The sequence below is a fragment of the Paenibacillus cremeus genome (assembly GCF_007786445.1).
In the GTDB taxonomy this organism is placed as follows: Bacteria; Bacillota; Bacilli; order Paenibacillales; family NBRC-103111; genus Paenibacillus_G; species Paenibacillus_G cremeus.
The window spans coordinates 1-23,613 of sequence record NZ_VNJI01000077.1; the positions used below are offsets into that span (position 1 = coordinate 1).

Consider the following 23,613-nt stretch of genomic DNA (forward strand, 5'->3'; position numbering starts at 1 on the left):
GTTTCTCTTTGTGATTACGAAGCATCGCTAATCCCTCCTAATGAACCTATATCTATTATATTCCTAAAATAGATATATTTGGACTTTGTTCTGATGAGGGCACTGACTTTTTCGGAGGTCTCCCTTGCGGCGTTCCCAAATCTGAGCGTCGAACCGTTCCTTCTTCCATGACTCCTGCATTCAGCCACTGTCGAACCAGCTTCAAGATACGTCTGTCACTAATCCGCATTCCCACCAGTTTCATCAGTTTCTCTTGATTGATGTTGTCGAAGTAACCTTGGATGTCGACGTCGACCACCCAATTCCCTTTGCGGTTACATGCTTTTCGGATACGATCAAGCGCTTGCTTGGCACTTCGTCTCGGTCGAAACCCATACGAGGCTTCCTGAAAGTCCGCTTCAAAGATTGGCTCCATAACCAGTTTCACTGCCATCTGTATGACCCGGTCTCGGATGGTGGGAATGCCTAACGGCCTTTGCTTTCCATCTTTCTTCGGAATGTAGTGCCGTTTTACAGGCTGGGGGCGATACTTGCCCTCTTTTATGATTCGATGACATTCGTACAGGAAAAGATATTCCCCTTGCTTTTCGATGTCCGCGAGCGTTTCCCCGTCGACTCCTGACGAGCCTTTATTCGCCCTTACTTTTCTCCAAGCTTCCCACAGAATGTCCATCCGGTAGACCTTGTCATACAACGCGTGGAATCTACGCTTCTTGCTTTCCTTGGCCGCATGACCTAGCTTCTCTTGGAGTTGTTGAACTTTTTCCTTTGGTGTCGTTAGCCGTTTGGCATTCACTGACTCGTACCTCCTTAAGAAACATAAACAAAGCAGGGTTCCTTCCCTCCCGCAGGTTGTGTTGTCCTGCGTTCCTCGGTAGTATGAACCCCTCGGACTCCCTTCCTGCAGACCTCTCACTTCGCCTTCTGGGCTTATAGAGCATCTCTTTACGGTTTCAAAAAAAAATTTTCTTCCGTGCAGGGGAGGGTCTCCCCAGTTCACTGCATCCTCTTTCATACCATGCCGATCCCCTTACGCCGGAGGATTCTTCGCTACTGTTCCAAGTTCTTAGTAGCTTCCGTGGCCTTCATCCAAGTTAGCGAGATTCGGCTTCCCCTTTTCCCTCTTGCGAGGCCTTTTTGACGACGCGGCAGGATTCACTTCATGTTACGGCCTGGTATGTTGCTCGCCCTGTCTCTGGCAGGTACTTTCGTCGATACGCTTCTACTCACAGATTTCGCCGTGTGCAGGTATCCTAGCTACACGGGGGCTTGGCCCCTCCCGTGACCGGACTTGTATGATGAAGATGTCGATGCAGAAGTCATGATTATGCAGAATGTTGTATAATCCATCCCGTGCAGAGGTCGATAGCATACGGGACTGAGGAGTGAAAACTGCCTCTTGTGCAAGAGTTCGCTCGACTGTACGGGAACTGCCTCGATTAAGGAAATTGGTGATCTTCTTTAGAAGAGTCCCTTATCAATCACAAGTATGATGGAATCCGTACAATCTGCAAAAAAGTCAACTGGGGAGACGGGAACAGTTATGTCAGTACTTAATGTAGGATGTGATCTAGCAATTAAATCTCCAACGAAAGTGACGGTGATGGATAGCGGAGGACGCATCGTTAATCGATTTCAGTTCAGGCTTAATAGCAAGGGATTTGAATACTTCTTTACGATGATTGAGGCGGGAGGACATCCTAACATACGGATCATTTGTGAACCCACTTCAATGATGTGGTTCCCGTTAGCGGTGGCTGCCAAGAAAAGAGGACATGCTGTTTATCGCGTGAAAAGTGAGAAAGTAAGCGACCTAAGGAAATATTACAAGAAGCATACCAAAACAGACCGAATTGACGCTGACACATTAGCTATATGAAGTTGAGCTTCCTACCGCTAAACATACAGCTCTTAGCCGAATGATCCGTCAACATGAAAAATTGACGATGTCCATTAGCAATCGAAAGAGGCGCATTCAAGACTTGGTAACATTCGCGGTCCCTTTACTGCTAGATTGTTTTGAAGATCCGTTTACTCTACGTGCACGACTCGTATTCAAAAAATATTTTCATCCTGCTCGCGTTAAACAATTAGGAGTACGTCGCTTAGCAAGTGCTCTCTTAAAAGGGAGCGACAAGCCCATGCACGCTGGACTGGACGAGCAAGTCTATGCTGCTCTCATGGATGCCTATGAGCTCTATGGGGAGCAAGAATTCTTGGACTTTGATGCGTTGAGTGATGAAATGACCCACGAAATCGAGATGCTTGAACAGGAGGAGAAGCTTCTCCAAATGTTAAACGAGAAGATTTATGCTCTGTACGAACATTTACATCCCTCACGAAACTTAGAAACAATCCCAGGTATCGGAAAAACCTTAGCACCAGTCATGTTTGCCATTATCTCCAACCCCGGACGTTTTTCTTCTACAGAAGGATTTCGCAGCTTCACCGGTATGATTCCTGGTAGAAGTGAATCTGGACTTATGGAAGGTAAAGGAGGCAAAATGACAAAGGCAGGACCACCAAGCATACGCCGTGCCTTATACCTCGCCGCTGATGTCGCTCGTCAGTGGGATCCGCAGATTGCAAAGCACTATTACGAGCAGATGGTGCTAAAAGGTAACCAACATGTTAAAGCTACTTGTGCAATTGCCACTAAGATGGCTTCTCGAGTCTTACGTGTGCTTAAAGAGGATGTTCCATATGAAATACGTGATGTAGACGGAACTGTTTTAACACGTCAGGAAGCACGACAAACAATAGTTGAAAATTGGATGGTTCCCGATACCGTCCGAAAACGCCTTAGAAAGAAAAAATGAATCCCTGATTGACTCTCAAGAGGCAGCAATGCTCCTCACTCAATCGGGATTCTAATTTATTGTAACACGATCTATATTTTAAAAAACATGGTAAGTGGAATTTTATTATGAATATAAACATATGTGAATTATTTCACGATATACTTGTGTATAAAAATTCATTCTGAAATACTTGCAAACAGTTAGGAAATCTTTCACCGGTTAGAAGATGCGTGCTTAGCTGGGCACGCCCAACAAAAAAAGAGCGGAAAAAATCCGCTCTTAAAATAGCTACTCAGCTCAATAGGTGGCATACAGCTGTTTCAAATCCGAAATCAGCTCCTCATTACTCCCCTGCTCGTCATCCTCCTCGGAGTTCCCGAATTTTTCAATTAACGAGGCCGTGACGAATTCCGCGTTCACACTGTAATGCTTCAGTACATTCACTAGCTTGTCCAGCTGCTCATGGTTTTCAAGCAACTCGTTCAGTCTGCTCATTGGTTTTTCCTCATCAAGTCACCGATGGCCAGCGTAGACCACACCTTATCCGCCTCAGCGTACAGCTGGTCGTCTTCGTCTGCAATGATGTCCACATTGGCGATTTCCGCCGCCTCCCCCTCGCTCAGCTTGCGGCCGAATTTTAGCTCCAGCCTGCGGATTTCCTCTTGTTCCATGCGACTTGCCCTCCTGATCGTTTTGCTAATAGTGTTTCCTGCTGGTCCCATGTTATGCGGTGGAAGGCGGTACTAGAAAAAGTTAGTACTTACTCCCGACCGCTATTCGGATTACATTGGAAACAAATAACAATGATCTGGAAGAGAGAGCGTGAGACGAATGAATGACTTTTGGCGAAAATCTTGGATTAGCGTGCTGGGTGCCATTTTTATCCTAAGCAGTATCGTGTATCTGTTCAAGCTGTCCTTATCGCTCGGCTGGCTGACGGATTCACTCAAAATCGGCCTCGGGCTCGCCCTAGGGGCAGGGGCCGCGTTGGTAGGACTGAAGCTGCTGGGTAGGCTCAAGCTGGCCGGAGAGGTCGCTACAGGCCTTGGAGCCGCCGTGCTGTACGCCACGTTCGCGTTTGCCGGCATCTATTATGCATTATGGGATTCGATGACCATATTCATCTGCATGCTTGCGCTGACGCTTACGATCAGCATTCTTTCCTTCAAAATGAAACTCCGGCTCTTGATGATCATGGCGCTCGTCGGCGGACTGCTATCGCCCATGCTGCTGCGACCGGAAACCGACCAGGTATTCACTCTGTTTCTGTATTTACTCGTATTGAACAGCGCGTTTTTTACCGTCAGCATTCGTCTCGCATGGACGGAGCTGAAGCTGATCGGCTTTGCCGGAACATGGCTGCTGTACTTGATCTATTTTATCCAGATGCATCCGGTGCTCGACCACTTCTGGAGCCTGCCGTTCAGATATGCTTTCGCAGCCTATCTATTTTTTACCTTAGCCTTCTTCTTCTCCTCCTGGAAAAGCAACCTGAAATTCGACGGTCTGAATCTCTATATAAGCTTCGTGAATGCCTTGATCTTCGGCCTGTGGGCGATGATTACGCTGGATGGAATCGCATCCTTCGGGTACCCGCTGCTCGTCATGGGACTGCTGTATGTGCTGCTGGCTGTTGTCGTGTATAGGCTGACCGGAGCGTTCTCCACTTCTGTGATCGTGCGGCTCATCGGCGGAATCTTGCTCCTGCTGCTCGCCTTCACGCAGTTCGGTCAAGGCTTGGATGTTAAACCGCTGCTTAGCGTTTATTTTTGGCTGGTGGTGGCGGCGGGGATGCTCGGAATCGGGCAATGGAAGCATTGGGATGGGCTCCGCGGCGGCGCTCTGGCGATCTGGCTCGCTGTTGGGTGCTACTGGTTCTATACAACTTGGGATACCCCTTGGGGCATTTGGTTCGGGGTGTATCTGCCATTCCTCAACTGGGCCGCGCTTGCTTGGGAGCTGCTGGCTGCCATGGGCTTTTATGTATCGCTGAACGGGCGGTTTGCGAAGCTGAGCGATCGTGACAATGCGCTGCTGGCTAGCGTCCTCTCCGTGCTGAGTCATCTCGTAGTCGGCGGGCTGCTGACCATTCAAGTGGACAATATGATCACCTATTACCAGCTGGAGCGGTTCATCGATTTGGATTTGTCGCTCTCGGTCGCTTGGGGCATTTATGCGCTGCTGCTTTTTGTATGGGGAGCGTACAGCCGGCAAAACCTGTATCGTACCTTCGGCTCGGTAGTGCTGCTTGGGGTAGCGGCCAAAACGCTGCTCCTCGACCTCTCCGGAAGTGAAACGGTGTATAAAGTGATCGTCTTGTTCGTGCTCGGTGTCATCACGTTTGTCATCGCCTATGTGAATGGAAAATGGAAGGTTCCAGGTGAAGGTGTGAGTAAGCCGGAGGAAGCTCCGTCGGAGCGGTAAAAAAGGAAAAACCATCTTTCGATAGGCGGCTGCCCTGGGAAGATGGTTTTATTGCTTTTGGATATGATAGGCGCATTTGCTGCCGCCCTTGGCTAAACACTCGGTGCGTTCCACTTCGGCCCCGAGCAGGCTCTTGAACATGGACAGCTCGCAGCTGCATGCGTGATTATATTGATTGGCGACCTGGGAAATCGGACAGTTGTACTCGTTGATCACGTAATCCCCGTTGTCGGTCTCTTCGAGCTCGACCATATAGCCGTTCGCATTCTGAATGTCTGCCAGCTCTTTGACTCGCTCATCCAACGATTTGCCGGCCATTCGGTCTTCATAGCGGCTGATCAAGCGTTCCTTTCGGCCTTCGAACAGCTGCTCCACCTTATTCTCGCCCGCGAGCGTTACCAGCTCTTCCAATAAGTCGAGGGTCAGATGGTGATATTTCTTGGGAAATAATTCTTCGGCATTTTCCGTCAAAAAATACAGATTCGTCGGTCTTCCCATCGCTTGCCGGACTAGCTTGGAATCGATCAGACCGTCTCTTTCCAGGGTGTTCAAATGCCTGCGAACCGCCATTTCCGTGATGCCGAGCTGTTTGGCCATTTCGTTCACACTAAGCAAGCCTTTGGTTTTCAGCATCGTCAAAATAACTTTGCGCGTCGACACATCCTGCTCTTGATTCATCCGGTCTCACCGCCCTACTAATTCGTATATGCACATCTCGAGGGTGCTTAACGATGTGAATGAAATCATTGTATACGAAATGGAGGCATAAGTAAATTAGTATACTAAAATGTATGTAAAAGCCTAATCAAGGAAATGGTTGCTTTTCAATTAAGGGCGTCTACAGCTGCTCTTTGCTGATAAAAGCAGGGACGGTCTCAGCAAATACCTGCAGCGCTTCCGGCAGCCGGCTGATGAGTGGGTGCAAGCCTTCCCGGCGAATCAGCGGATAATCCTGAACCAACAGCCGACGGTTCGACACCAGCTCCTTGAACAGCGCGGTTGTCTCTGCGCTCAGCACCTTTTCGTCCTGCAAAATGTCGATAATATCCTCGTAGCTGCTAGCATCGCGCATCATGAACGCGTCGATCAGCAGACTGCCGATGTCGGTGACTGTTTCAATCGCCAAATGCAGCGCCCGCTCCTGCGCCAAATGCATCAGCAGACTCGCGTCGATCGTCCATTGCTGCTCCAGCTCCTGACAGGCCTCGATAATCATCGGAATTTGAGACAGCCGCAGCCCAATTTGTTCGTGATTAACATAGTACATTCAGTTATCTCCGTTTCTTCTTTTTCCATCTGGACCACAGCACGATCGCCGGGAACGAGACGAAGAGTAAAAAAATCAGCAGGACTGCCTGCATTAAATATTCGTAGCTCATTTGTTTTGCCGCTCCTTATGACTTCGTCCGGCTCTCCCGCCAGTACGCCCAATGGTTCGTCGGTCCGTGGCCGCCGCCAATTCCTAATTCATGCTGGATGGCCAGCGTGATAAACCGCTTCGCCGTATGCACCGCTTCCAGCAGCGGCTTCCCCTTGGCCAGCTCCGCTGTGATCGCAGCTGAGAAGGTGCACCCTGTCCCGTGCGTGTGGCGCGTCTCGTAACGCTGGGCGCTCAGCAGGTGAAACTGCTCGCCATCGTACAGCACATCCGTCGGCTCGCCGCTGCTGTGCCCGCCTTTGACGACCGCAGCCGCCGCGCCGAACTCCTTCACGATCGTTCTCGCCGCCAGCTTCATCTCCTCCAGCGACGTAATTGCTCTGCCGGTGATGACCTCGGCTTCCGGGATGTTCGGCGTGACGACCGCCGCAAGCGGCAGCAGCTTGGTACGCAAGGCGTCCTGCGCGCTTGCGGCCAGCAGGCTGGCGCCTCCCTTGGCGACCATTACCGGGTCGATGACCAGCTTCTTCAGTCCATGCGCCCGGATTCGCTCCGCGACCAGCTCAATGACCTGCGGCTGCGAGAGCATGCCGGTTTTGGCGGCATCGACCCCAAGGTCCGTAAAGACCGCGTCGATCTGCCGCTCGATCCCTTCGAGGGGGATGTCGTAAATCCCATGCACGCCGAGCGTGTTCTGCGCTGTGACGGCCGTGATGGCCGACATGCCGAACACCTCCAGCATCTGAAACGTCTTCAGATCCGCTTGAATGCCCGCACCGCCGCCGCTGTCCGAGCCTGCAATCGTTAATGCTTTAAACACCATCGTTCCTTCCTCCCGCTCCTGCCGCTTTCCCCGTCCCCACGGATCACTCCGTCAGCCCGTCCTTACGGCTTGTCTTCATCTAAGTTTAGTCTTCCGGCCCTTCAGCGTCAAGGCGCGCCGCCGTTTAGCCTTCCAGCGTTCATGACCATTTCGTGACAAGTTTGGCAAACGCTTTGACGATTGTTGGGATCGAGGGGTATGATGAGGGTAAACTACTGCCCCTTCGGGGAAAGGACTCGATTTCATGCTTTCAGCGTCCATGAAGCCTCAGCTTCATGTTATTACCACCGGGCAGCAAGAGCTGGGCGAGGTGGCGGCGATTCTGGAGCGCTGCCCCACCGCGCTCATCGATGTGCTGCACGTGCGTGAGAAGCATCGCAGCGCACGGGAGCTTGTGGCCTGGCACGCGAGGCTGAAGCCGCTGCTGCCGCATACGGCGGTCGTGCTCAACGACCGCCTGGATGCGGCGCTGGCGGCGGGGGCCGACGGCGTGCAGCTGACCGGCAGCAGCCTGTCGGCGGCTCAGGCGCGGCGGATCGCGCCGCCTGGCCTCGCCATCGGCTGCTCGGTCCACTCGGCCGAAGAAGCGAAGTCGGCGGCCCGGGAGGGCGCCGATTTCGTGATCTTCGGCCACGTGTTTGCGACGGGCTCGAAGCCCGGCCTCGCCCCGCGCGGCCTCCCCGCGCTAGCCGAGGCCGCGGCGGCGGCTTCGCCCGTCCCGGTCATCGCGATCGGCGGCATGACGCCGGATCGCGTCAGCGATGTGCTCGCCGCCGGCGCCGGCGGCATCGCCGTGCTGTCCTCGGTGCTGCTGCACGAGGACCCGGCCGGACAGCTCGCCGCGTTCCGCGAAGCGCTCAATCGCCATACATCAAGGAGTGAACTGGACTCATGACGATAACATCATCATCCCAAACTACACGTCCTACAGCCATTGTTATCGGCGGAGGTGTGATCGGCGGCGCAGCAGCCTATGATCTCAGCAAAGCCGGATTCGACGTCACCGTGCTGGACAAAGGCGCCTTCGGCCAAGAAGCCTCCACAGCAGCAGCAGGCATGCTGGGAGCTCAGGTCGAGACGCATCATTCCGGCCCATTCTATGAGCTCTGCCGCCATAGCCAGCAGCTGTACCGAGCTTGGACGGACGAGCTGGAGCAGATCAGCGGCATCTCGGCGCAATACATAAGTGAAGGTATCCTGCGCGCCGCGCTGACGGACGAGGACGAGCAAGAGCTGCGCAGCCGGCTGCCGTGGATTCAGGACGCCGAGTGGCTCGACGCAGCCGCTATGCGGCGCATGGAACCGGAGCTGTCGCCGGATATCCGCGGCGGGTTATACCTGCCTGCGGATCATCAGGTTCATCCCGTATGGCTCGCCAAAGCGCTGCAGGCGGCACTGGTCAAACAAGGCTGCCGCATCCGCGAGTGGACCCCGGCGTTCCGCCTGCTGACGGGACCTGGCGCAGGGACTGCCGGACGACGAATCATTGGCGTCCAAACGTCAGAAGGCCCGCTGTACGCGGACCTGACGGTGCTTGCTGCCGGCGCTTGGAGCCCGGCATTGACAGAGCCGCTTGGCCTGACGCTGCCGATGTTTCCGGTGAAAGGGCAGTGCATCTCCGTGAAGACCGCTGCGCCGCTCATCCGCTCCACCGTCTTCACGAAGGGCTGCTACATCGTGCCCAAGCAGGACGGCAGCTATATCGTTGGCGCGACGCAGGTCGAGGTGGGCTTTGACAAGCATGTTCATGTGCAGACCATCGCCGACCTGCATGAAAAAGCGGCAGCGCTGCTGCCGCGAATGGCCGAAGCCGAGTTCGTACACACATGGGCCGGGCTGCGTCCGGGAACCCAAGACGGGCTTCCGTTCCTCGGTACGTTGGATACCGCTCTAGGCCTCATCTGGGCCACGGGGCATTACCGCAATGGCATACTGCTGGCCCCAGTCACAGGCGCGCTCGTGAAGCAGCTCGCACTGGGCGAACAGCCGCTACTGAACCTTAACGCTTATGCCCCAAGCCGCGCCCTCAAGCAAACGGCTAACGCTACGCTTTAAACCGAGCAAGCAGCGCCCAGCGGCGCTCATGCCGACGTTTGTACTTTGGAAGCCCCCGGTACAGTTCCACCGTTTCCTGGAACGCCCGGCGGGCTTCTTCGTTGTTTCCTAAGGCACGATACAAGAGCCCTAGCTTGAAGTAGGCCTCGCAGGAGGACGATTGCACCTCGCGGAACTGCTGCAAGTAGCGGATCGCCTTCTGCGGATCCCGCTCTGCAAAAGCTTCGCCCAATCGAAGGTAGGGCTCTCCATATTTAACCCTGGGGTTCCGCTCCAGCGCCGCCAGCAGATCCTGCTCGCCTTCCTCCAGCCGGCCCAGCCGCAGCTCACAAATCCCCAGCTCGGCCCGCACCTCCGCGGAGTCCTCCATCACCTCGGCGACCTGCAGCAGCAGCTCGCGCGCGTCTGCGAACTTTTTTTGCTCCATATATATTCTTGCAATTTCGAGCTTAGTGGATGTATGATGCGGATTCAGCCGCAGCTCCTGCTTAAGCCGGGTCAATCGCCGACCGCGCTGCAGCGGCTTCATAACACTCGGCGTCATGCCAATATAGCGTCGTTCCAGCACATACAAAATAATTAAGAGTACAATCAGTGCGACAAACGGATTGCCCGTTACCCACCACAGCAAGGAAAACAATAAAAATTTACTCATATGGCGTCATCCAGCCTTTCCCTTCATCTTCCTTTATTGTACCATAATTTGCCATACCCCGAATAACGGCGACAAATTTAGGCAACAGTGAAGTTGTGAACGTTCTCTGAACGGGCAGGAAAAACCGGGTCGGCTCGCGAATGGTTTGTCCATTAGATCGACGTTATTGTTATTCGGGAGGATCGTTCCACAATGAGTACCATGAATGAAGCGCAAGCCGCCAAATGGCGGGCAAAACGAACGATGGGCAAAGGAAAGTACGTCGTTTATTACGGCATGCTGATGTGGGGCCTATTACTCACATTGCTTTTTACAGTAGTTGAGCTGCTCTCACAGCAAACCTTTTCGATGACCTGGCTGTATATCCGGCTCGCGGTGTTTGGGATTATCGGTTTTTTTATCGCTAATTTCGGTTGGGATGCGAAGGAGATTAAGCTTACAGAGTTTGACAAGCTCAAGGAAGCATCACGTCCATCTCCATCGAAAAAGAAACGCTGAACGCACAAAAGCAGCCAGTCTCCCTGCCTTGATGGGAAACTGACTGCTTCTTTTCTTTTCGCCTCGCTATACCTGCACGTGCTCCCGCTTCGCCGCCTCCAGCTTGGAGCGAATCTCTTCCTTTACCCTACCATAGCTGAGCACCTGCTCCTTGAACGACTCCCTCGGCTCCCAGTACGTTTCCCCTGATGAGTTATCAAACATCGTTTCCGAAACATCCACATACGCCGCGTGAAGATCGTTATCGTACCAATCGATCTCGGTATCCGCATCCTTTTGCAGCAGCATCACCATATCGTAGTCGTTATCCTTCGACTCTGCGAACAACGCCACTAACGCTTTCGGCTCGCCCTCCAGCACGACCTCCACATCCGCGCACAGCTGACCGCCGCGCTCGAGCACCCGCTTGCACTCCGCCTGCTTCACCTTCACAGCTTTCATACTTGCTGCCTCCTTTTGCACCAGTACTTTGCTTCTTCTTAGCATCTCTCCATTACCGAAAATAATTCGCTTGACTTTAGTAAGTAAATTGTTTTATTATACTTACGTAAAGTAAGTCGTTATTAATTAGTAAATCATACCCCAACGAGAGAGGATGTTTCTATCATGTCCAACGTGTTATTTGTCAAAGCGAACAATCGCCCATCCGAGCAATCCGTCAGTGTTCAAATGTATGAAACGTTTTTCAATTCCTATAAAGAAGCGCATCCGGACGATCAGATCACGGAGCTGAACTTGTTCGAAGCGGAGCTCCCTTATTACGATGTCGATATGATGACCGGCCTATACAAGCAATCCAACGGCTATGAGCCGACGGCTCAAGAGAAGCAGGCTGCTGACCTTGCTAACCGCTACCTGGAGCAGTTCCTCGCGGCTGACAAAGTCGTGTTCGCCTTCCCGCTGTGGAACTTCACGATTCCTGCGCAGCTGCTCACTTACTTGTTCTACATCACCCAATCCGGCAAAACGTTCAGCTACTCCGCTGAAGGCCCTGTAGGTCTGGCTGGTGACAAAAAAGTGGTTCTGCTGAACGCCCGCGGCGGTATTTATTCCGAAGGCCCTGCAGCATCGATCGAAATGTCGCTGAACTACCTAAAGACGATGATGGGCTTCATCGGTATCAAACAGCCGGAAGTTGTCGTTATCGAAGGCCACAACCAATTCCGCGACCGCGCGCAAGAAATCGTAGAAGCCGGGCTCAAGAAAACCGCGCAAGTGGCAGCTAGCTTCTAATCCCACTCCCCGCATCCATACGAAAAAGACTGCACCTGCCTCCACAAGGCGGTCGCGCAGTCTTTTTTCCTTCCCACCACCACCGGAAAAAAGAAAAGGGCCTGCAATCACGCAGATCGCAGGCCGTCAAGAGATATATATTATTAAAAAGGGGGTCGAGAATTATTATATCCCCCCAACATTAATGGGCGATGAAGAACAGATTACAGTTCTGTTACAAGTCGTCCGGATTATCCGGCTTATATTTAAACCCGCTCACCTTGCGCTTCATGATCAGCTGAGCGAAGAACAGCAGCACTTCATCGTTGACGAAGCAAACGCCGAAGCCGAACAAGCCGAACCGGCGGCTAAAATCCTGCTCGCTCCCTGCAAAAACATGCGCCCACCACCACCAGCCAGCGCCTATGATCAGCAAATTCACCAGCGTCCCGGCGATAAACGACGGCAGCAGCTTTCCTGTTCGCAGCATGACCCACACTCCGACAACGCCCGTGAGCACGAATGCGGCGCCCAGAATGAGCCAATAAATTGTATCATATGTCAAGGCTATTCACTCCATTTGCTTGTTTTCAGCACAAGAACTAGATTACCATGAAGCGGAGCCCTGTACAACGCTATGGAGCCCGATGTCTCAAAACTGTCATATCCTGATGTGTGCAATTTGCGCAAGCATCGCGTACAATACAATGGAGGATGTTTTGAACATTCCCTATCTGAAAAGGAGGTGCCTCGTATGGCACGAAGTCAAGCAAAAAAACAGCGCATGAAGCTGGAGCGGCAAGGCCAGCTGAACCCGGAGCTGCTCCGCGGCGACTGGAACGGCGTTATCCCGGTGGAGCGTACCACCCCCACGCTGCAAGAGAAAGCACGAAGAATGGAGCAAAAGCACAAAAAGAAATGGAACCGTATGGAAGGGCTGCCCTCGGACGCTTACAAATCCGTTGCAACCTGACCGCTGCGGTTCCATTTTTCGTTTCCTTAGCTCTGTAATCGAGCCATTGCGTACAAGGCGCTGCCAACTACACCGGCATCTTCCAGCCGCTCGGCCGCTTTGATCTTCAGCGACTTCCAGTAGAAGTCGAGCGACGTCCGCTCCATCTCCGCACGCATCGGTTTGAACAGTCGCTCCCCTGCTTGTGCGCCTCCGCCGCCAATAATGATAACCTCTGGACTGAACAGCGTAATCGCAGAAGCCAAACCTTTTCCCAGCAGGCGCCCGGTATGCTCCATAATGCGTTGCGCTACAGGATCGCCTTGATCGTAGGCTTTAGATACGTCCGCAGCCGTCAGCTTAGCCACCTCATCCCCTGGGAACCGCTCCGCCAGCACCGTAGGCTCGCCGCGCCCGATGGCTTCCTTCGCTTGACGCGCGATCCCGCTGGCCGAAACGACCGTCTCCAAGCAGCCGGTTAAGCCGCAGTTGCAGCGGTATGGAATCTCCTCCTCCAGCGTAATATGCCCCAGCTCTCCTGCACGCCCTCCAGCGCCATAATACAGCTGCCCATCATTGATCATCGCGGCCGCCAGCCCGGTTCCGATCGTAATCCCGAGCACATGCTTAAATCCTCGCCCCGCCCCAGCCACAGTCTCGCCATACACATACATCCGCACATCGTTGTTTACAAAAACCGGGATGCCGTGCAGCTCTTTGCTAAGCTCGTCCGCCAAGGGCAGGTTTCTCCACCCAAGATTGGCTGCGAGGACGGATAGGCCCCGCTCCGGATCGACAAAGCCAGGAACTCCGGTCCCGACCGCCTCAATCGTTACGCCCGCTTCGGCAACCAGCTCACGAATCGCCTGCCCCAGCCTGCCGATCACATGCGCGCTTCCTTGGGCCGCTTCCGTCGGGATTTTGGCCAGCTTGAGTGTATTCCCCTGCGCGTCCGTCAAACCGCACACCATATTCGTTCCGCCAATATCTACACCCACAAAGTAATTCATCCTGCTCTCTCCATTTCGGTTACGTTTATCTGCTTCCTTTACACGCGATCACGATCACGGTCACGGTCCGACTCAGCTAATATTAGTTCGATGCCCTGCTGATTCAAAACCGTACGAAGCCCCTCATCGACCATTGCATTGGTGATGCAGCCCTTCAGCTCGTCGAGCGGCGCAATGCTGAACAGCGACACACGCCCGGCCTTCGTGTGATCGAACACCGCGTACGATGCACGCGATCGCTTCAGCATCAATCGGCCGATCTGCGCCTCCTGCTCGGAGAAGGTTGTCAGTCCCTGCTCCTCCGTGATCCCGTCCACCCCAAGAAACATGATGCCGATGTTAATGTTCTCGACGATTTTTTCCGCCAGCGGGCCGCACAGCTCATAGCTGTTTCGGCGCAGTACGCCGCCGGTCAGCACCACCTGGATATCCTCGCTATCCGATAGCTCCATGGCGATGTTGACGGCATTGGTGACGACCGTGATGCCCCTCTTCAGCTTCAGCTCCCGGGCAATCAAGAACGTGGTCGTTCCGCCGGACAGCCCGACGACATCGCCTTCCTGGATCATCGCTGCCGCACGGACAGCGATCGCCTCTTTCTCCAGCAAGAGCAGCTGCTCTTTCTCGTGGAAATGCAGCTCTTTGCCGCCCGAGGAGAGCGAGTTGTCCAGCTGGGCTCCGCCCAGGCTGCGGATGATCCCGCCTTGCTTCTCCAGCAGGTCGAGATCGCGGCGGGCCGTCGCTTCCGAGCAATTCAGCTTCTCGGTAATTTCCTGTATCGTGATTTTCCCCTGCCGTTTCAGCATCTGAAGAAGCCGCTCCCGACGTTCCTCCCCTTTGCTCGGATTTCGCTCCATCCTTGTGTCCTCCAACTTTCAAATTAATGAAATTTTAAATCAAATTTTCGATTTTTTCAATCACTATTTCGCACACTTAAATTCTAAGTCAAACGGATAAAAAAATAACCGTTCCCTGCCCTCCGGCCTGAAACGGTTACTGTCTATCGTTCTATTGCACCATATCCCACTCGTGAACTTCGCAGCGGCGCGCACCGTGGCGAACGAACGGATCATCCTCCGCCCACTGCTGTGCCTCTTCAATCGAAGCTGCCCGGTAAATGACCATGCCGCCCCAGCCGTCTACGAACCGCCCATTGGCAAAAATTCGCCCCAAAGCGCGCTGGCTTTCCAGATAGTCCAGGTGCTCCGGTCGGTGGATGCGGCTTTTCTCTTCGTCCAGCATCGGCAGAAATACAACAAAGGTTTTCATTGGCATTCTTGCTCCCTTCAGTCCATTAGATAAGTTAAGTAAGTTAGATTAGTTCGAAACTACGGCCTTGTCTTTATCCTTCAGCTCCTGCTGTCCGGATACGACGATGGCCTCTCCATCCTTCACGCCGCTGGTCACCTCGCGAGCCGTTCCGCTAGTGCGTCCCAGCATCACCTTGCGCTTCTCCACGACATCGCCAGAAAGCACGAACACGTAATTGTCGTTGCCTTCCTTCACCAGCGCGGCTTGCGGAACCGTCAGCACATCCTGCTTGCCATCGCCGCCAAGCTGCAGCTTCACGCGCATCCCGGGCTTCAGCTTGCGGTCCGGATTCGCCGCACTAAGCTCCAGCACGAACGACTTGCTCGGCTGGCTCATGACATCCGCCAAATACTCGACCGAAGCCGTCAGCTTCTCTTCCGAGCCGGGAACCGTGAACGCAATATCCTTCTTGCCGCGTACCAGCTTGGCTGCACTCTCGGTCACATCCGCATGAATCTTGATCGGATTCAGCTGCTGAATCACGCCGGCTACATATCCGGCAGTGACCGTCACACCCTTCTCAGGGTACAGATCCGTCAGCACGCCGCTGGTCGGTGCCTTCACTTCAAAGTCAGCTAGCGACTTGTCAATGTCCTGCATCGACAAATCCGTCGATTCAATCTGGATTCGAAGCGACGCCAGCGAATCGGTGGACTCCAGGTTGGCCAGCTGCTTCTGGGCAGTGTCCAGATCGAGCTTCGCCGTCTTGAGCTGGGTTTCCGCCTTGTCGAACTGTGCTTTCGTGACCAGACCGCTGTCATAATCATTATGCACGCTGCTGTACGTTTTTTCCAGATCAACAATTTGCAGCTGCAGCTTCTCGATCGTATTTTTCAGCACGCCTTTATTCGTTACGATGTCCTGGCTCGTTTTGTCCAGCTGCGACTGCAGGTTTTGCTTCGCCAGCCGGTTCTTCTCTTTGTTTCGCATCGCATCCGTCGAATCCAGTCGGAACAGCACGTCGCCTGCTTCTACGTTATCTCCGCGCTTTTTCAGCACCTCTGCGACGTCTCCGCCGGCTTTAGTAACTACATTGACCTGGGAATAAGCGATGATGTCGGCTTCCTGCTCGGTTTTATCGTCCATTTTCATCGTTTGTACTTTGCTGACCTTCACCTGCTTAGGCCCCGCTTCACCTGCCGAAACCGCCGAGCAGCCCGCTGCCGCCGCAGTGGCCATCACGAGGACGAGCCCCGCCAGCATGCTTTTTTTCCAGCTCCGGTCCAATTGATGTTGTTCCGTCATGAGTTTCCCGCTCCTTTTGTTCATGCTTTTATTCCCCCATTACATGCACTTGCTGCACTGCGCCTGCGCTCTTCTCACGCTTCTTATCCTTCAGGAACAGGCACAAGACCGCCGCAATTACGGATACGACCGCCGTCACGTAAAAAATATCATCGAGCGCCAAAATGATCGCATGAATCTGTACTTGGCCATACACATAGGTCATGGCGCTCTTCTGCGCATCCGCGGCGGACTGCCCCATCGAGGTGTACCCTGCAATCAGCTTGTTCACATTGCTAATGACCTGGGTCGAGAACATACTGATGCGATCCGACAGCTCGGCCGTGTGCATGGCACTGCGATTTGAAAACAGCAGCGACAGCCAAGCAATCCCGAACGCTCCGCTCACCTGACGAATCGTATTGGAGAGCGCCGTGCCTTGACCGACCTTATCCATCGGAACGGTATTCATCCCCGCCGTCTGCAGCGGCATCATCATCAGCCCCATGCCTACAGCGCGCAGCGACAGCCAGAAAATAATCGTCGCGAACGTCGTTTCCAAAGCCAGCTTCGAAGTCAAATACAGCGCAAAGGTCGTAATGATCAGCCCGACGATAGCGAGCTTCTTAGCCCCTATTTTATCGAACAGCGCACCGGCGATCGGCATCATAATCCCGGAAGCGAGTGCCTGCGGGAGCAGAATCAAACCGGTTTGCACCGCGGAAAGACCGGCAATATTTTGCAAAAAAATCGGCAGCAAAAACAGCATCCCCATCATGATGACCATCGCGAGACTGGAAATGACCAGAGCCAGCGTATATGTGCCGTTCTTCAATAAGCCTAGGTCGAGCATCGGCTCCTTCACGCTTAGCTCGATGATCACGAAGCTGACCAAGCAAAAGATACCAATGGCCAAAAAGATAATGACCTCCGTATCCGACCAGCCTTTCTCGGACACCTTACCGATCCCATAGAGCAGCGTGGCTAGACCCGTACTGGAAGTGAGGAAGCCTCCGACGTCGAACTTGCGCGCGACACTCGATTTAAATTCCTTTAAAGTCGCCATGGATAGAAAAAAGTCCAGAATTCCAATAGGTACATTAATGGTAAAAATCAAGCGCCAGTCCAAATATTCTACGATATATCCGCTCAAAGTCGGTCCGATGGCCGGCGCGAACATGATGGAAATCCCGAACAGGCCCATCGCAAGACCGCGCTTCTCCGCCGGAAACATACGAAAAATCATCGACATGGAGATCGGCATCATCGCACCGCCGCCAATCGCTTGAATAATGCGGAAAAAGATCATGCTGTCATTGCTCCAGGCCGCTCCGCAAAGCGCTGAACCAATCGTAAAAATGACAAGCGAAATAATATAAATGCGTTTGTAGCCGAAGCGGTCGCCCAAAAACCCCGTAACAGGTACTAAGGCGCCGCTAACCAGCGAGTATGCGGTAACCACCCACTCGATCTGCTGCTGGTTCACCCCGAAGACAGACATCATCTTGGGAATCGCCACGTTGACGATACTGGTATCCAGAATCGCCATAAACACGCCGAGGATAATCGCCAGCATCGCTAGACCCGAAGCCTTCTGCGCGGTCGATGCGGCAGGCGGGCTTGCGGGCTGTGATTCCTTATCCGTGGCAGCCGCGGGTTGCTCCTGATCGCTCATTGCTCATTCCTCCTTCTTCGATGCATATCGCCACCTGCGTTTACTTCTTCTCAATCTTAATGGTGGCGTTGAGGCCAGGAATGAGGCGCTTGTTCTGGTAGTCATCCAACGTGATTCGAACCGGTACACGCTGAATGACCTTTGTGAAGTTACCCGTGGTGTTCGAGGAGGCAATGAGCGAGAACGAGGAGTTCGTGCCCAGTCCGATCCGATCGACATGACCGGTAAATGTGGTATTTTTAAACGCGTCCACCTTGATCGTCACTTTACTGCCGACATGGACATCGGTAATTTCCGTTTCCTGCAAATTCGCCGTGATATACAGCTGCGAAAGATCTGCACTAAGCGCCAGCGCGGCACCTGGAGAGACCGTCTGGTCTTCCACAGCATTCGACTGGATCACTGTGCCCGCATCCGGCGCGGTAATTTCCACGGTTGTCGCCGGCGTCGTTCCTCTAGCCGGTACGGTTTCCACAATGCCCAGCACATCGCCTTTGTTAAAGGAATCCCCTTCTTTATACCGCCACTCGATCAGCTTCCCAGCCGACAGTGACCCGATCGCACGCAAATCGCCTTGGATTTTGGCATCCTCCGTGGTTATGTATTTGCTCAGATCGTTGTAGTAAAAAGCGCCGGCCGTCCCTCCGCCACCCAGCAGCAAAACCAGCACGGTAATCCCAATGATTTTTTTCTTCATATGGTTTCTCCTCTCTTCTCTGCTTCCCCTGTCTTTCCTTCCTTGCCTTCCTTGTTTTCCTCATCTAGTGCGGACGTCATTTTGCGCAGCAAGGCTAACAGCTGTTCCCCTTCTTCTTCACTTAAGCAGCTTAATAGCTGCATCATCAGCTTCTCGCGTTGCTGCTGCAGCTGCTTTACTTTGGCACAAGCTTCTTCAGACAGCTCAAGCCATACCAATCGTCGATCGGCCTCATCGCGGGCCCTGACAATAAAGCCCTCGCGGGTCAGCCGGTTTACGGCGATGGTTGTTGCGCTCGCAGATAAGAACAAATCGTCGGCCAACTCGCTTACCGTAGCTCTTTTCTTGCAGTAGAGCGTCTTTAGCAAATGCACCTGCTGCTTGGATAAATCCACCTCGGCAGCCCACAGGCGGGCATGACGCATCACCTTCGCTGTGAGTGTATCCACTTCCGCAAGTACGCTTTCGATTCCGCTCAGAATTGTCACTCCTCCCACTGTTTCACAATAAAACTATTTTATTGTAAAATTGTTTACCACTAAATTATAATGGAGGAAAATGATTCGTCAACGCTTATTTTTGGGCAATCTGTGAATGTGTAGGTAACTTTTTACAATTCCCATTTAAGCAAACGCAAGGCTAGGTTAAACCCCAGCTTCATGTTAAAATAAACGGAGCAGGACACGCTCGGAACAAGTAAGATTACAGGGGGCTCCATGTCTGATGTCTGACCGTAAGGATTTATTCGAACTGGAAGAAACGTTTCGGCAGTTGGTACGCAAAGCCAAGACCCGCTGGACGAATTTTGAAGAGCAGGGCTTATCCGCTTCACATGCGATTATTCTCGAGAAGCTGGAAGCCGAGGGGCCGCTGAAGGTATCGCAGATTGCCGATGCGCTGTGGATCACTTCGGGCGCCGTCACCTCGCTGTCCGATAAACTGATCACCGGAGGCTTCGCCAACCGGATCCGTTCTGAAGAGGATCGCCGCGTCGTCTATTTGGAGCTGACGGAGAAGGGGAAGGAAGTTCTGGCCTCGCTCCATGAGCATCGCATGCAGATCCTCGAGAGCTTCTTTGGCCAGCTGCCGGAAGAGGATGTGCAGCACCTGATCCGAATCTATAGACAAATCTTGAAAAACACTCAATGACGTAACTACTTCCGCCTCGCTCAAATTTGTTTTTGTCCTTCCGTTCATTCCGATCATCATTCTGAGATCGCATTCATAGAATGATAGTAAAGAAGAACGAAAGGAGCGAGCATGTTATGGCAGCTTTACTCGTGGAGTTTTTCATGTGGCTAATCCTTTTCGCTTCCATTACCGTCTCTTTTTGCACCGTTTTGCTAGAGGTGATTATGCGAGATTCAACGTCGTACGATATGGAGTTTCTGTGGGACTTCAAGTACACCCACGAGGAGCTGCATCTGGATTCAAAATAGTAAACTAGAATCGCCTCTGCAGCGTCTGTGCTGTCGGGGGCGATTTTTTTGTACGCAGGCTCTAGCTTTAGCGCGGCCGTTCCGCTCTAGCCCTCCCGCACAAACGCAAAAAACCGCCAGAGCGCTGAGCACTCGGACGGTTTCTAGATACATTTTAATCTTTTAAAATCGCATCAATGCTAGCCAGCTCTTCGCTGCTGAAGTCGGCTTGGCCGAGAATTTGCAGGTTCTCTTCAATCTGGCTTACCTTGCTTGCACCGATGAGTGCCGATGTAACCCGACCTCCGCGGAGGACCCAGGAGAGCGACATTTGGGCCAAGCTTTGGCCGCGCGCCGCTGCCACATCGTTCAACCGGCGGACCTGATCCAGCGTCTTGTCGGAGATCGCCTGGTTCTTCAAATTCTCGCTGCGGCTTGCGCGCGAGCCTTCCGGAACGCCGACCAAATACTTATTCGTCAGCAGCCCTTGCTGCAGTGGGCAGAAGGCGATGCTGCCCATTCCTTCTTCATCCAGCACATCCTGGAGTCCGTTTTCGATCCAGCGATTCAGCATGGAATAGGAAGGCTGATGAATCAAGCACGGTGTGCCAAGCTGCTTCAGAATCGCCGAAGCCTGCTTCGTTTGCTCCGCATTATAAGACGAGATCCCGACGTACAGCGCTTTGCCCGAGCGGACGATATGATCGAGCGCCTGCATCGTTTCCTCAAGCGGCGTGTTCGGATCAAACCGATGTGAATAAAAAATATCTACATAATCAAGCCCCATCCGCGTTAAGCTCTGATCCAGACTCGCGATCAAATATTTGCGGGAGCCCCATTCTCCGTAAGGACCAGGCCACATGCGATAGCCCGCCTTGGAGGAAATAATCAGCTCATCGCGGTATGGATGCAAATCCTGCTTCAGCATTTGTCCGAAATTTTCCTCGGCCGATCCCGGCGGAGGTCCATAGTTGTTCGCCAGGTCAAAATGCGTAATGCCGTGATCGAAAGCGTAGCGCACCATCGCGCGTCCGTTCTCGTACGTGTCGGTTCCCCCGAAATTGTGCCATAATCCAAGTGAGATGGCCGGCAGCACCAGCCCGCTTTTGCCCACCCGATTGTACTTCATCGTGCTGTAACGTTCATTTGACGCTAAATAACTCAACTGCTTCTCCTCCATCCCATGGTAAACGCCCGTTTGTAATTGTGAAAATGCTTTCAATCTAGCCTATTACATGATACCTTATCCATCCCGAAAGGTTCAACTGCGAGAATCCGACATTGAAATAGCCACCGTCTTCCTCGCCTTTACGGCACGGGCAGCAAGCAGCATGAGCACGAGCATCAGCGCATAGAACACCACCAATAGCCCGAGTGTCTGCTGCAGCGTAAACTGGTCCATGCACCATCCGGTCAAAAGAGGAATGCTCGCTCCCCCAATGCCGCCCGAGGCGATGAGCACGCTAGTCACCCGTTCCTCCAGCCCCGGGAAAAAGCTGTTCGCATACACCAGCAAAATCGCAAACATGCCCGACATGACCAACCCCAGCAGGGTGATTAGGATAAAGCTCGCCGCGGCGCTTGATGCCATTGCAAAGCCGCCGAGGACAATGCAGCCGCCGGCACAGCTGAACAGCAGGTACGCTTTAAAGCCCGTTTTTCCCGCCAGCTTCGCGGCAAACAGCCGGCCAACCGACATTGCGCCCCAAAAGCAGGTCGCACCCAACGCGGCTAGCTCTGGCTTCAGCTTCACATTCTCGACCAGGATGGATGGTAAAAAGTTCGCCACACTCATCTCCGTTCCCACATACAAAGCAAACATGAGGATAAATAGCAGCATTAGTACGCCCAGAGATGCTTTTCCAGAAGCAGCTGAACTTTCGATGCTGGTCTCGTCCGTACCTGGTTCATCCGACGATGGCTTCCCGATCAATGTGCTCATCTTCCCCATCGGCAGCTGGAGCCACAGCAACAGCATGCCAGCTGAGATAAGTCCTAGGATTAGAAACGAGCCCCTCCACCAGCCGGTCGAGATGAAGAAGGAAGCTAGCAGCGGCATCGCCAGCGCCCCGATTCCAAAAAACACCTCCAGCCGCGTCATCGTCACCGTTTTCTGCCCCTCATCCAAATATTGAATGACGAGCGCTCCGAGGATCGTTTCTACCATCCCGAAGCCAAATCCGGCGATCGGCCCAATGGCGAGCACGACTCCCCAGGGAGGCAGTGTAAAAAACGCCAGCTCCGCCGCGCTTAAACAGCCTATACATAGCTGCAGCGCCCCACGTTTGCCTAGCTTTTTGGACCACCATGGAGCCGTTAGCACCCCAATCAAAAACCCGAAAAACTGCAAAGCCACCAACTGCCCGCCGGAGTCGTAATCCTTGCCGTAATAGGCCAGCATTTCGGGCAGCAGTGCACCTACAATAACATAAGCCAATCCAATCAGAAAATACGAGCCATACCCCGTCCATAAGAACGCTCTCATTTTTCCCTCTCCATTATCCCAACGTTGAGTCCCCTGTTAATAATACAGATGAATGAGACACAATACAACGCGACATCATAAAAGAGCAAGACCATCACATTAGAAAAGGGAGTGCATCGTTAATGAGCCGACAAAAGCGCCGTGAAGAGAACGCGTGGAAAATACGTAAGCAAACGCATAAGCCGCACGGGAAAATCAAGTCGCTTTCCGAATATGCCGACGAGTACGACGCACAGCGCTCCATTTAATAATGTGAAAAAGACCCCACTGCTGCACTTGCCAGTGGGGTCTGCATAATCGTCATTTTTGCGCGAGCTTCTCCTGTGCCATTCTAATCATTTCCCGCACCATGCTGCCGCCGATTTGACCGCCTACTTTACCAGCCTGCTCGGTCGTTAGCTGCCCGTTATTGCCCGGCGCCTGAAGCGGCACCCCCAGCGTGCGTGCTACCTCGTATTTCACACTGTCCGGCTGATTCGGGTTAACCGCATAGCCTTCTTTGCGCATCACTTCGGCCTTGAACTGATCTAAAGCGTGTCCTGCTCCCGGCACCATCGGCCGTCTTCTTCTCGCCATATGAACGCCTCCTTTGGAATTATTTTTCCCTCAGAGAATCCGCTTTATGTAAAGAAAAAGAACCCCATCTCTGGAGTTCTTTCGTTGCTTGGCGACGTTCTACTCTCCCAGGACCCTGCGGTCCAAGTACCATCGACGCTGGAAGGCTTAACGGTCGTGTTCGGGATGGGTACGCGTGGTTCCCTTCCGCCATCATCACCAAACGGATTGCGATGTTTCTGCCAAGAAACATCAATTGGTTGTTCAAGGTGGCTTGCACCCTGAAAACTGGATTCGAAACAAAGCTCGCTGAATCGTTTGGATAAGCCCTCGACCGATTAGTATTCGTCAGCTCCACACGTTGCCGCGCTTCCACCCCGAACCTATCTACCTCGTCGTCTACAAGGGGTCTTACATACTGGGAAATCTCATCTTGAGGG

Annotated in this window: 30 protein-coding genes and 2 rRNA genes; 11 read left to right on the plus strand and 21 right to left on the minus strand. The window is 53.2% G+C overall.

Features of this window, described 5'->3' with window-relative positions; all coding sequences use genetic code 11:
* Positions 1–55 precede the first annotated feature (55 nt).
* Complete coding sequence (locus tag FPZ49_RS33140; protein ID WP_144854723.1) at positions 56–796, minus strand: reverse transcriptase domain-containing protein; 741 nt, start codon at positions 794–796, stop codon at positions 56–58.
* A gap of 747 nt (positions 797–1,543) precedes the next feature.
* Here FPZ49_RS33140 and FPZ49_RS33145 point away from each other — a divergent pair.
* Together FPZ49_RS33145 and FPZ49_RS33150 are read left to right on the plus strand one after the other, a co-directional pair.
* Complete coding sequence (locus FPZ49_RS33145) at positions 1,544–1,879, plus strand: IS110 family transposase (protein ID WP_222430004.1); 336 nt, start codon at positions 1,544–1,546, stop codon at positions 1,877–1,879.
* 103 nt (positions 1,880–1,982) lie between these two features.
* Positions 1,983–2,819, plus strand: coding sequence for a transposase (locus tag FPZ49_RS33150; RefSeq protein ID WP_186446251.1), 837 nt, complete (start codon positions 1,983–1,985; stop codon positions 2,817–2,819).
* Between the two features lie 279 nt (positions 2,820–3,098).
* Here the strand turns inward: FPZ49_RS33150 and FPZ49_RS33155 are convergent, their stop codons facing one another.
* Both FPZ49_RS33155 and FPZ49_RS33160 read right to left on the minus strand, forming a co-directional pair.
* The gene (locus FPZ49_RS33155; protein WP_144854729.1) at positions 3,099–3,296 is read right to left on the minus strand and encodes a hypothetical protein; all 198 of its coding nucleotides are present in this window, start codon (positions 3,294–3,296) and stop codon (positions 3,099–3,101) included.
* Positions 3,293–3,472, minus strand: coding sequence for a hypothetical protein (locus tag FPZ49_RS33160; RefSeq protein WP_144854731.1), 180 nt, complete (start codon positions 3,470–3,472; stop codon positions 3,293–3,295). The genes FPZ49_RS33155 and FPZ49_RS33160 overlap by 4 nt, the downstream gene beginning before the upstream one ends.
* Positions 3,473–3,632: 160 nt before the next feature.
* Between FPZ49_RS33160 and FPZ49_RS33165 the strand changes: the two genes are divergently transcribed.
* Positions 3,633–5,225: a DUF2339 domain-containing protein gene (locus FPZ49_RS33165; protein ID WP_261381743.1), complete on the plus strand. Its 1,593-nt coding sequence runs from the start codon at positions 3,633–3,635 to the stop codon at positions 5,223–5,225.
* A 48-nt stretch (positions 5,226–5,273) separates the two neighbouring features.
* Here FPZ49_RS33165 and FPZ49_RS33170 read toward each other — a convergent pair whose 3' ends face one another.
* The 3 genes from FPZ49_RS33170 to thiD all read right to left on the minus strand — a co-directional run bounded on the left by FPZ49_RS33170 (position 5,274) and on the right by thiD (position 7,426).
* Positions 5,274–5,903 carry a helix-turn-helix transcriptional regulator gene (locus FPZ49_RS33170; RefSeq protein WP_144854735.1) on the minus strand — a complete coding sequence of 210 codons (630 nt, stop codon included), beginning with the start codon at positions 5,901–5,903 and terminating at the stop codon, positions 5,274–5,276.
* Positions 5,904–6,063: 160 nt separating this feature from the next.
* Positions 6,064–6,492, minus strand: coding sequence for a DUF86 domain-containing protein (locus FPZ49_RS33175; RefSeq protein WP_144854737.1), 429 nt, complete (start codon positions 6,490–6,492; stop codon positions 6,064–6,066).
* 127 nt (positions 6,493–6,619) lie between these two features.
* Complete coding sequence (gene thiD / locus FPZ49_RS33180) at positions 6,620–7,426, minus strand: bifunctional hydroxymethylpyrimidine kinase/phosphomethylpyrimidine kinase (protein ID WP_144854739.1); 807 nt, start codon at positions 7,424–7,426, stop codon at positions 6,620–6,622.
* Positions 7,427–7,670: 244 nt separating this feature from the next.
* Between thiD and FPZ49_RS33185 the strand changes: the two genes are divergently transcribed.
* A complete protein-coding gene (locus FPZ49_RS33185; protein ID WP_261381742.1) occupies positions 7,671–8,321 on the plus strand; it encodes a thiamine phosphate synthase in 651 nt (216 codons plus the stop codon).
* Positions 8,318–9,481: a glycine oxidase ThiO gene (thiO, locus tag FPZ49_RS33190; RefSeq protein WP_144854741.1), complete on the plus strand. Its 1,164-nt coding sequence runs from the start codon at positions 8,318–8,320 to the stop codon at positions 9,479–9,481. The genes FPZ49_RS33185 and thiO overlap by 4 nt, the downstream gene beginning before the upstream one ends.
* Here thiO and FPZ49_RS33195 read toward each other — a convergent pair.
* A complete protein-coding gene (locus FPZ49_RS33195; protein WP_144854743.1) occupies positions 9,471–10,136 on the minus strand; it encodes a tetratricopeptide repeat protein in 666 nt (221 codons plus the stop codon). The genes thiO and FPZ49_RS33195 overlap by 11 nt on opposite strands.
* A gap of 192 nt (positions 10,137–10,328) precedes the next feature.
* On the opposite strand from FPZ49_RS33195, the gene FPZ49_RS33200 reads away from it, so the two are divergent.
* On the plus strand, positions 10,329–10,634 hold the full coding sequence (locus FPZ49_RS33200; protein WP_186446252.1) for a hypothetical protein: 306 nt from the start codon (positions 10,329–10,331) through the stop codon (positions 10,632–10,634).
* 66 nt (positions 10,635–10,700) lie between these two features.
* Here FPZ49_RS33200 and FPZ49_RS33205 read toward each other — a convergent pair whose 3' ends face one another.
* Positions 10,701–11,075, minus strand: coding sequence for a hypothetical protein (locus FPZ49_RS33205; RefSeq protein ID WP_144854745.1), 375 nt, complete (start codon positions 11,073–11,075; stop codon positions 10,701–10,703).
* A 165-nt stretch (positions 11,076–11,240) separates the two neighbouring features.
* Here FPZ49_RS33205 and FPZ49_RS33210 point away from each other — a divergent pair, with 165 nt between their 5' ends.
* A complete protein-coding gene (locus FPZ49_RS33210; RefSeq protein WP_144854747.1) occupies positions 11,241–11,867 on the plus strand; it encodes an FMN-dependent NADH-azoreductase in 627 nt (208 codons plus the stop codon).
* A 214-nt stretch (positions 11,868–12,081) separates the two neighbouring features.
* On the opposite strand, the gene FPZ49_RS33215 is transcribed toward FPZ49_RS33210, so the two are convergent.
* Positions 12,082–12,411: a hypothetical protein gene (locus FPZ49_RS33215; RefSeq protein ID WP_144854749.1), complete on the minus strand. Its 330-nt coding sequence runs from the start codon at positions 12,409–12,411 to the stop codon at positions 12,082–12,084.
* Between the two features lie 189 nt (positions 12,412–12,600).
* Between FPZ49_RS33215 and FPZ49_RS33220 the strand changes: the two genes are divergently transcribed.
* Positions 12,601–12,819, plus strand: coding sequence for a hypothetical protein (locus tag FPZ49_RS33220; RefSeq protein ID WP_144854750.1), 219 nt, complete (start codon positions 12,601–12,603; stop codon positions 12,817–12,819).
* Positions 12,820–12,845: 26 nt separating this feature from the next.
* On the opposite strand, the gene FPZ49_RS33225 is transcribed toward FPZ49_RS33220, so the two are convergent.
* The 7 genes from FPZ49_RS33225 to FPZ49_RS33255 form a co-directional block, all read right to left on the minus strand.
* Positions 12,846–13,808, minus strand: coding sequence for an ROK family protein (locus FPZ49_RS33225; RefSeq protein ID WP_144854752.1), 963 nt, complete (start codon positions 13,806–13,808; stop codon positions 12,846–12,848).
* Positions 13,809–13,846: 38 nt separating this feature from the next.
* Positions 13,847–14,665, minus strand: coding sequence for a DeoR/GlpR family DNA-binding transcription regulator (locus FPZ49_RS33230; RefSeq protein ID WP_144854754.1), 819 nt, complete (start codon positions 14,663–14,665; stop codon positions 13,847–13,849).
* 151 nt (positions 14,666–14,816) lie between these two features.
* Positions 14,817–15,077, minus strand: coding sequence for a YciI family protein (locus tag FPZ49_RS33235; protein ID WP_144854756.1), 261 nt, complete (start codon positions 15,075–15,077; stop codon positions 14,817–14,819).
* A gap of 48 nt (positions 15,078–15,125) precedes the next feature.
* The gene (locus FPZ49_RS33240) at positions 15,126–16,364 is read right to left on the minus strand and encodes an efflux RND transporter periplasmic adaptor subunit (protein WP_186446253.1); all 1,239 of its coding nucleotides are present in this window, start codon (positions 16,362–16,364) and stop codon (positions 15,126–15,128) included.
* Positions 16,365–16,392: 28 nt separating this feature from the next.
* Entirely contained in the window at positions 16,393–18,018 is a 1,626-nt protein-coding gene (locus FPZ49_RS33245) for a DHA2 family efflux MFS transporter permease subunit (RefSeq protein WP_144854760.1), read from the minus strand.
* Positions 18,019–18,058: 40 nt separating this feature from the next.
* Positions 18,059–18,715: an efflux RND transporter periplasmic adaptor subunit gene (locus tag FPZ49_RS33250; protein WP_144854762.1), complete on the minus strand. Its 657-nt coding sequence runs from the start codon at positions 18,713–18,715 to the stop codon at positions 18,059–18,061.
* Positions 18,712–19,203, minus strand: coding sequence for a MarR family winged helix-turn-helix transcriptional regulator (locus tag FPZ49_RS33255; RefSeq protein ID WP_144854764.1), 492 nt, complete (start codon positions 19,201–19,203; stop codon positions 18,712–18,714). The genes FPZ49_RS33250 and FPZ49_RS33255 overlap by 4 nt, the downstream gene beginning before the upstream one ends.
* Positions 19,204–19,438: 235 nt before the next feature.
* Here FPZ49_RS33255 and FPZ49_RS33260 point away from each other — a divergent pair, with 235 nt between their 5' ends.
* Entirely contained in the window at positions 19,439–19,864 is a 426-nt protein-coding gene (locus FPZ49_RS33260; protein ID WP_144854766.1) for a MarR family winged helix-turn-helix transcriptional regulator, read from the plus strand.
* A gap of 116 nt (positions 19,865–19,980) precedes the next feature.
* Entirely contained in the window at positions 19,981–20,154 is a 174-nt protein-coding gene (locus tag FPZ49_RS36245; RefSeq protein ID WP_186446254.1) for a hypothetical protein, read from the plus strand.
* A gap of 154 nt (positions 20,155–20,308) precedes the next feature.
* Here FPZ49_RS36245 and mgrA read toward each other — a convergent pair whose 3' ends face one another.
* Both mgrA and FPZ49_RS33270 read right to left on the minus strand, forming a co-directional pair.
* On the minus strand, positions 20,309–21,298 hold the full coding sequence (gene mgrA / locus FPZ49_RS33265; protein ID WP_144854768.1) for an L-glyceraldehyde 3-phosphate reductase: 990 nt from the start codon (positions 21,296–21,298) through the stop codon (positions 20,309–20,311).
* 96 nt (positions 21,299–21,394) lie between these two features.
* Complete coding sequence (locus FPZ49_RS33270) at positions 21,395–22,618, minus strand: MFS transporter (protein WP_144854770.1); 1,224 nt, start codon at positions 22,616–22,618, stop codon at positions 21,395–21,397.
* A 122-nt stretch (positions 22,619–22,740) separates the two neighbouring features.
* Between FPZ49_RS33270 and FPZ49_RS36510 the strand changes: the two genes are divergently transcribed.
* Entirely contained in the window at positions 22,741–22,866 is a 126-nt protein-coding gene (locus FPZ49_RS36510; RefSeq protein WP_222430005.1) for a DUF6254 family protein, read from the plus strand.
* A gap of 52 nt (positions 22,867–22,918) precedes the next feature.
* Here FPZ49_RS36510 and FPZ49_RS33275 read toward each other — a convergent pair whose 3' ends face one another.
* The 3 genes from FPZ49_RS33275 to FPZ49_RS33285 all read right to left on the minus strand — a co-directional run.
* A complete protein-coding gene (locus FPZ49_RS33275) occupies positions 22,919–23,194 on the minus strand; it encodes an alpha/beta-type small acid-soluble spore protein (RefSeq protein WP_144854772.1) in 276 nt (91 codons plus the stop codon).
* Positions 23,195–23,280: 86 nt separating this feature from the next.
* Positions 23,281–23,397, minus strand: a 5S ribosomal RNA gene (gene rrf, locus FPZ49_RS33280).
* A gap of 94 nt (positions 23,398–23,491) precedes the next feature.
* A 23S ribosomal RNA gene (locus tag FPZ49_RS33285) occupies positions 23,492–23,613 on the minus strand; the annotation flags it as partial.

Bases quoted from the DNA above. Each gene is read 5' to 3' on its own strand.
- FPZ49_RS33145 (WP_222430004.1), top strand. From the start codon at position 1,544: ATGTCAGTACTTAATGTAGGATGTGATCTAGCAATTAAATCTCCAACG.
- FPZ49_RS33155 (WP_144854729.1), bottom strand. From the start codon at position 3,296: ATGAGCAGACTGAACGAGTTGCTTGAAAACCATGAGCAGCTGGACAAG.
- FPZ49_RS33160 (WP_144854731.1), bottom strand. From the start codon at position 3,472: ATGGAACAAGAGGAAATCCGCAGGCTGGAGCTAAAATTCGGCCGCAAG.
- FPZ49_RS33165 (WP_261381743.1), top strand. From the start codon at position 3,633: ATGAATGACTTTTGGCGAAAATCTTGGATTAGCGTGCTGGGTGCCATT.
- FPZ49_RS33170 (WP_144854735.1), bottom strand. From the start codon at position 5,903: ATGAATCAAGAGCAGGATGTGTCGACGCGCAAAGTTATTTTGACGATG.
- FPZ49_RS33175 (WP_144854737.1), bottom strand. From the start codon at position 6,492: ATGTACTATGTTAATCACGAACAAATTGGGCTGCGGCTGTCTCAAATT.
- thiD (WP_144854739.1), bottom strand. From the start codon at position 7,426: ATGGTGTTTAAAGCATTAACGATTGCAGGCTCGGACAGCGGCGGCGGT.
- FPZ49_RS33185 (WP_261381742.1), top strand. From the start codon at position 7,671: ATGCTTTCAGCGTCCATGAAGCCTCAGCTTCATGTTATTACCACCGGG.
- thiO (WP_144854741.1), top strand. From the start codon at position 8,318: ATGACGATAACATCATCATCCCAAACTACACGTCCTACAGCCATTGTT.
- FPZ49_RS33195 (WP_144854743.1), bottom strand. From the start codon at position 10,136: ATGAGTAAATTTTTATTGTTTTCCTTGCTGTGGTGGGTAACGGGCAAT.
- FPZ49_RS33200 (WP_186446252.1), top strand. From the start codon at position 10,329: ATGAGTACCATGAATGAAGCGCAAGCCGCCAAATGGCGGGCAAAACGA.
- FPZ49_RS33205 (WP_144854745.1), bottom strand. From the start codon at position 11,075: ATGAAAGCTGTGAAGGTGAAGCAGGCGGAGTGCAAGCGGGTGCTCGAG.
- FPZ49_RS33210 (WP_144854747.1), top strand. From the start codon at position 11,241: ATGTCCAACGTGTTATTTGTCAAAGCGAACAATCGCCCATCCGAGCAA.
- FPZ49_RS33220 (WP_144854750.1), top strand. From the start codon at position 12,601: ATGGCACGAAGTCAAGCAAAAAAACAGCGCATGAAGCTGGAGCGGCAA.
- FPZ49_RS33225 (WP_144854752.1), bottom strand. From the start codon at position 13,808: ATGAATTACTTTGTGGGTGTAGATATTGGCGGAACGAATATGGTGTGC.
- FPZ49_RS33230 (WP_144854754.1), bottom strand. From the start codon at position 14,665: ATGGAGCGAAATCCGAGCAAAGGGGAGGAACGTCGGGAGCGGCTTCTT.
- FPZ49_RS33235 (WP_144854756.1), bottom strand. From the start codon at position 15,077: ATGAAAACCTTTGTTGTATTTCTGCCGATGCTGGACGAAGAGAAAAGC.
- FPZ49_RS33240 (WP_186446253.1), bottom strand. From the start codon at position 16,364: ATGACGGAACAACATCAATTGGACCGGAGCTGGAAAAAAAGCATGCTG.
- FPZ49_RS33245 (WP_144854760.1), bottom strand. From the start codon at position 18,018: ATGAGCGATCAGGAGCAACCCGCGGCTGCCACGGATAAGGAATCACAG.
- FPZ49_RS33250 (WP_144854762.1), bottom strand. From the start codon at position 18,715: ATGAAGAAAAAAATCATTGGGATTACCGTGCTGGTTTTGCTGCTGGGT.
- FPZ49_RS33260 (WP_144854766.1), top strand. From the start codon at position 19,439: ATGTCTGACCGTAAGGATTTATTCGAACTGGAAGAAACGTTTCGGCAG.
- FPZ49_RS36245 (WP_186446254.1), top strand. From the start codon at position 19,981: ATGGCAGCTTTACTCGTGGAGTTTTTCATGTGGCTAATCCTTTTCGCT.
- FPZ49_RS33270 (WP_144854770.1), bottom strand. From the start codon at position 22,618: ATGAGAGCGTTCTTATGGACGGGGTATGGCTCGTATTTTCTGATTGGA.
- FPZ49_RS36510 (WP_222430005.1), top strand. From the start codon at position 22,741: ATGAGCCGACAAAAGCGCCGTGAAGAGAACGCGTGGAAAATACGTAAG.
- FPZ49_RS33275 (WP_144854772.1), bottom strand. From the start codon at position 23,194: ATGGCGAGAAGAAGACGGCCGATGGTGCCGGGAGCAGGACACGCTTTA.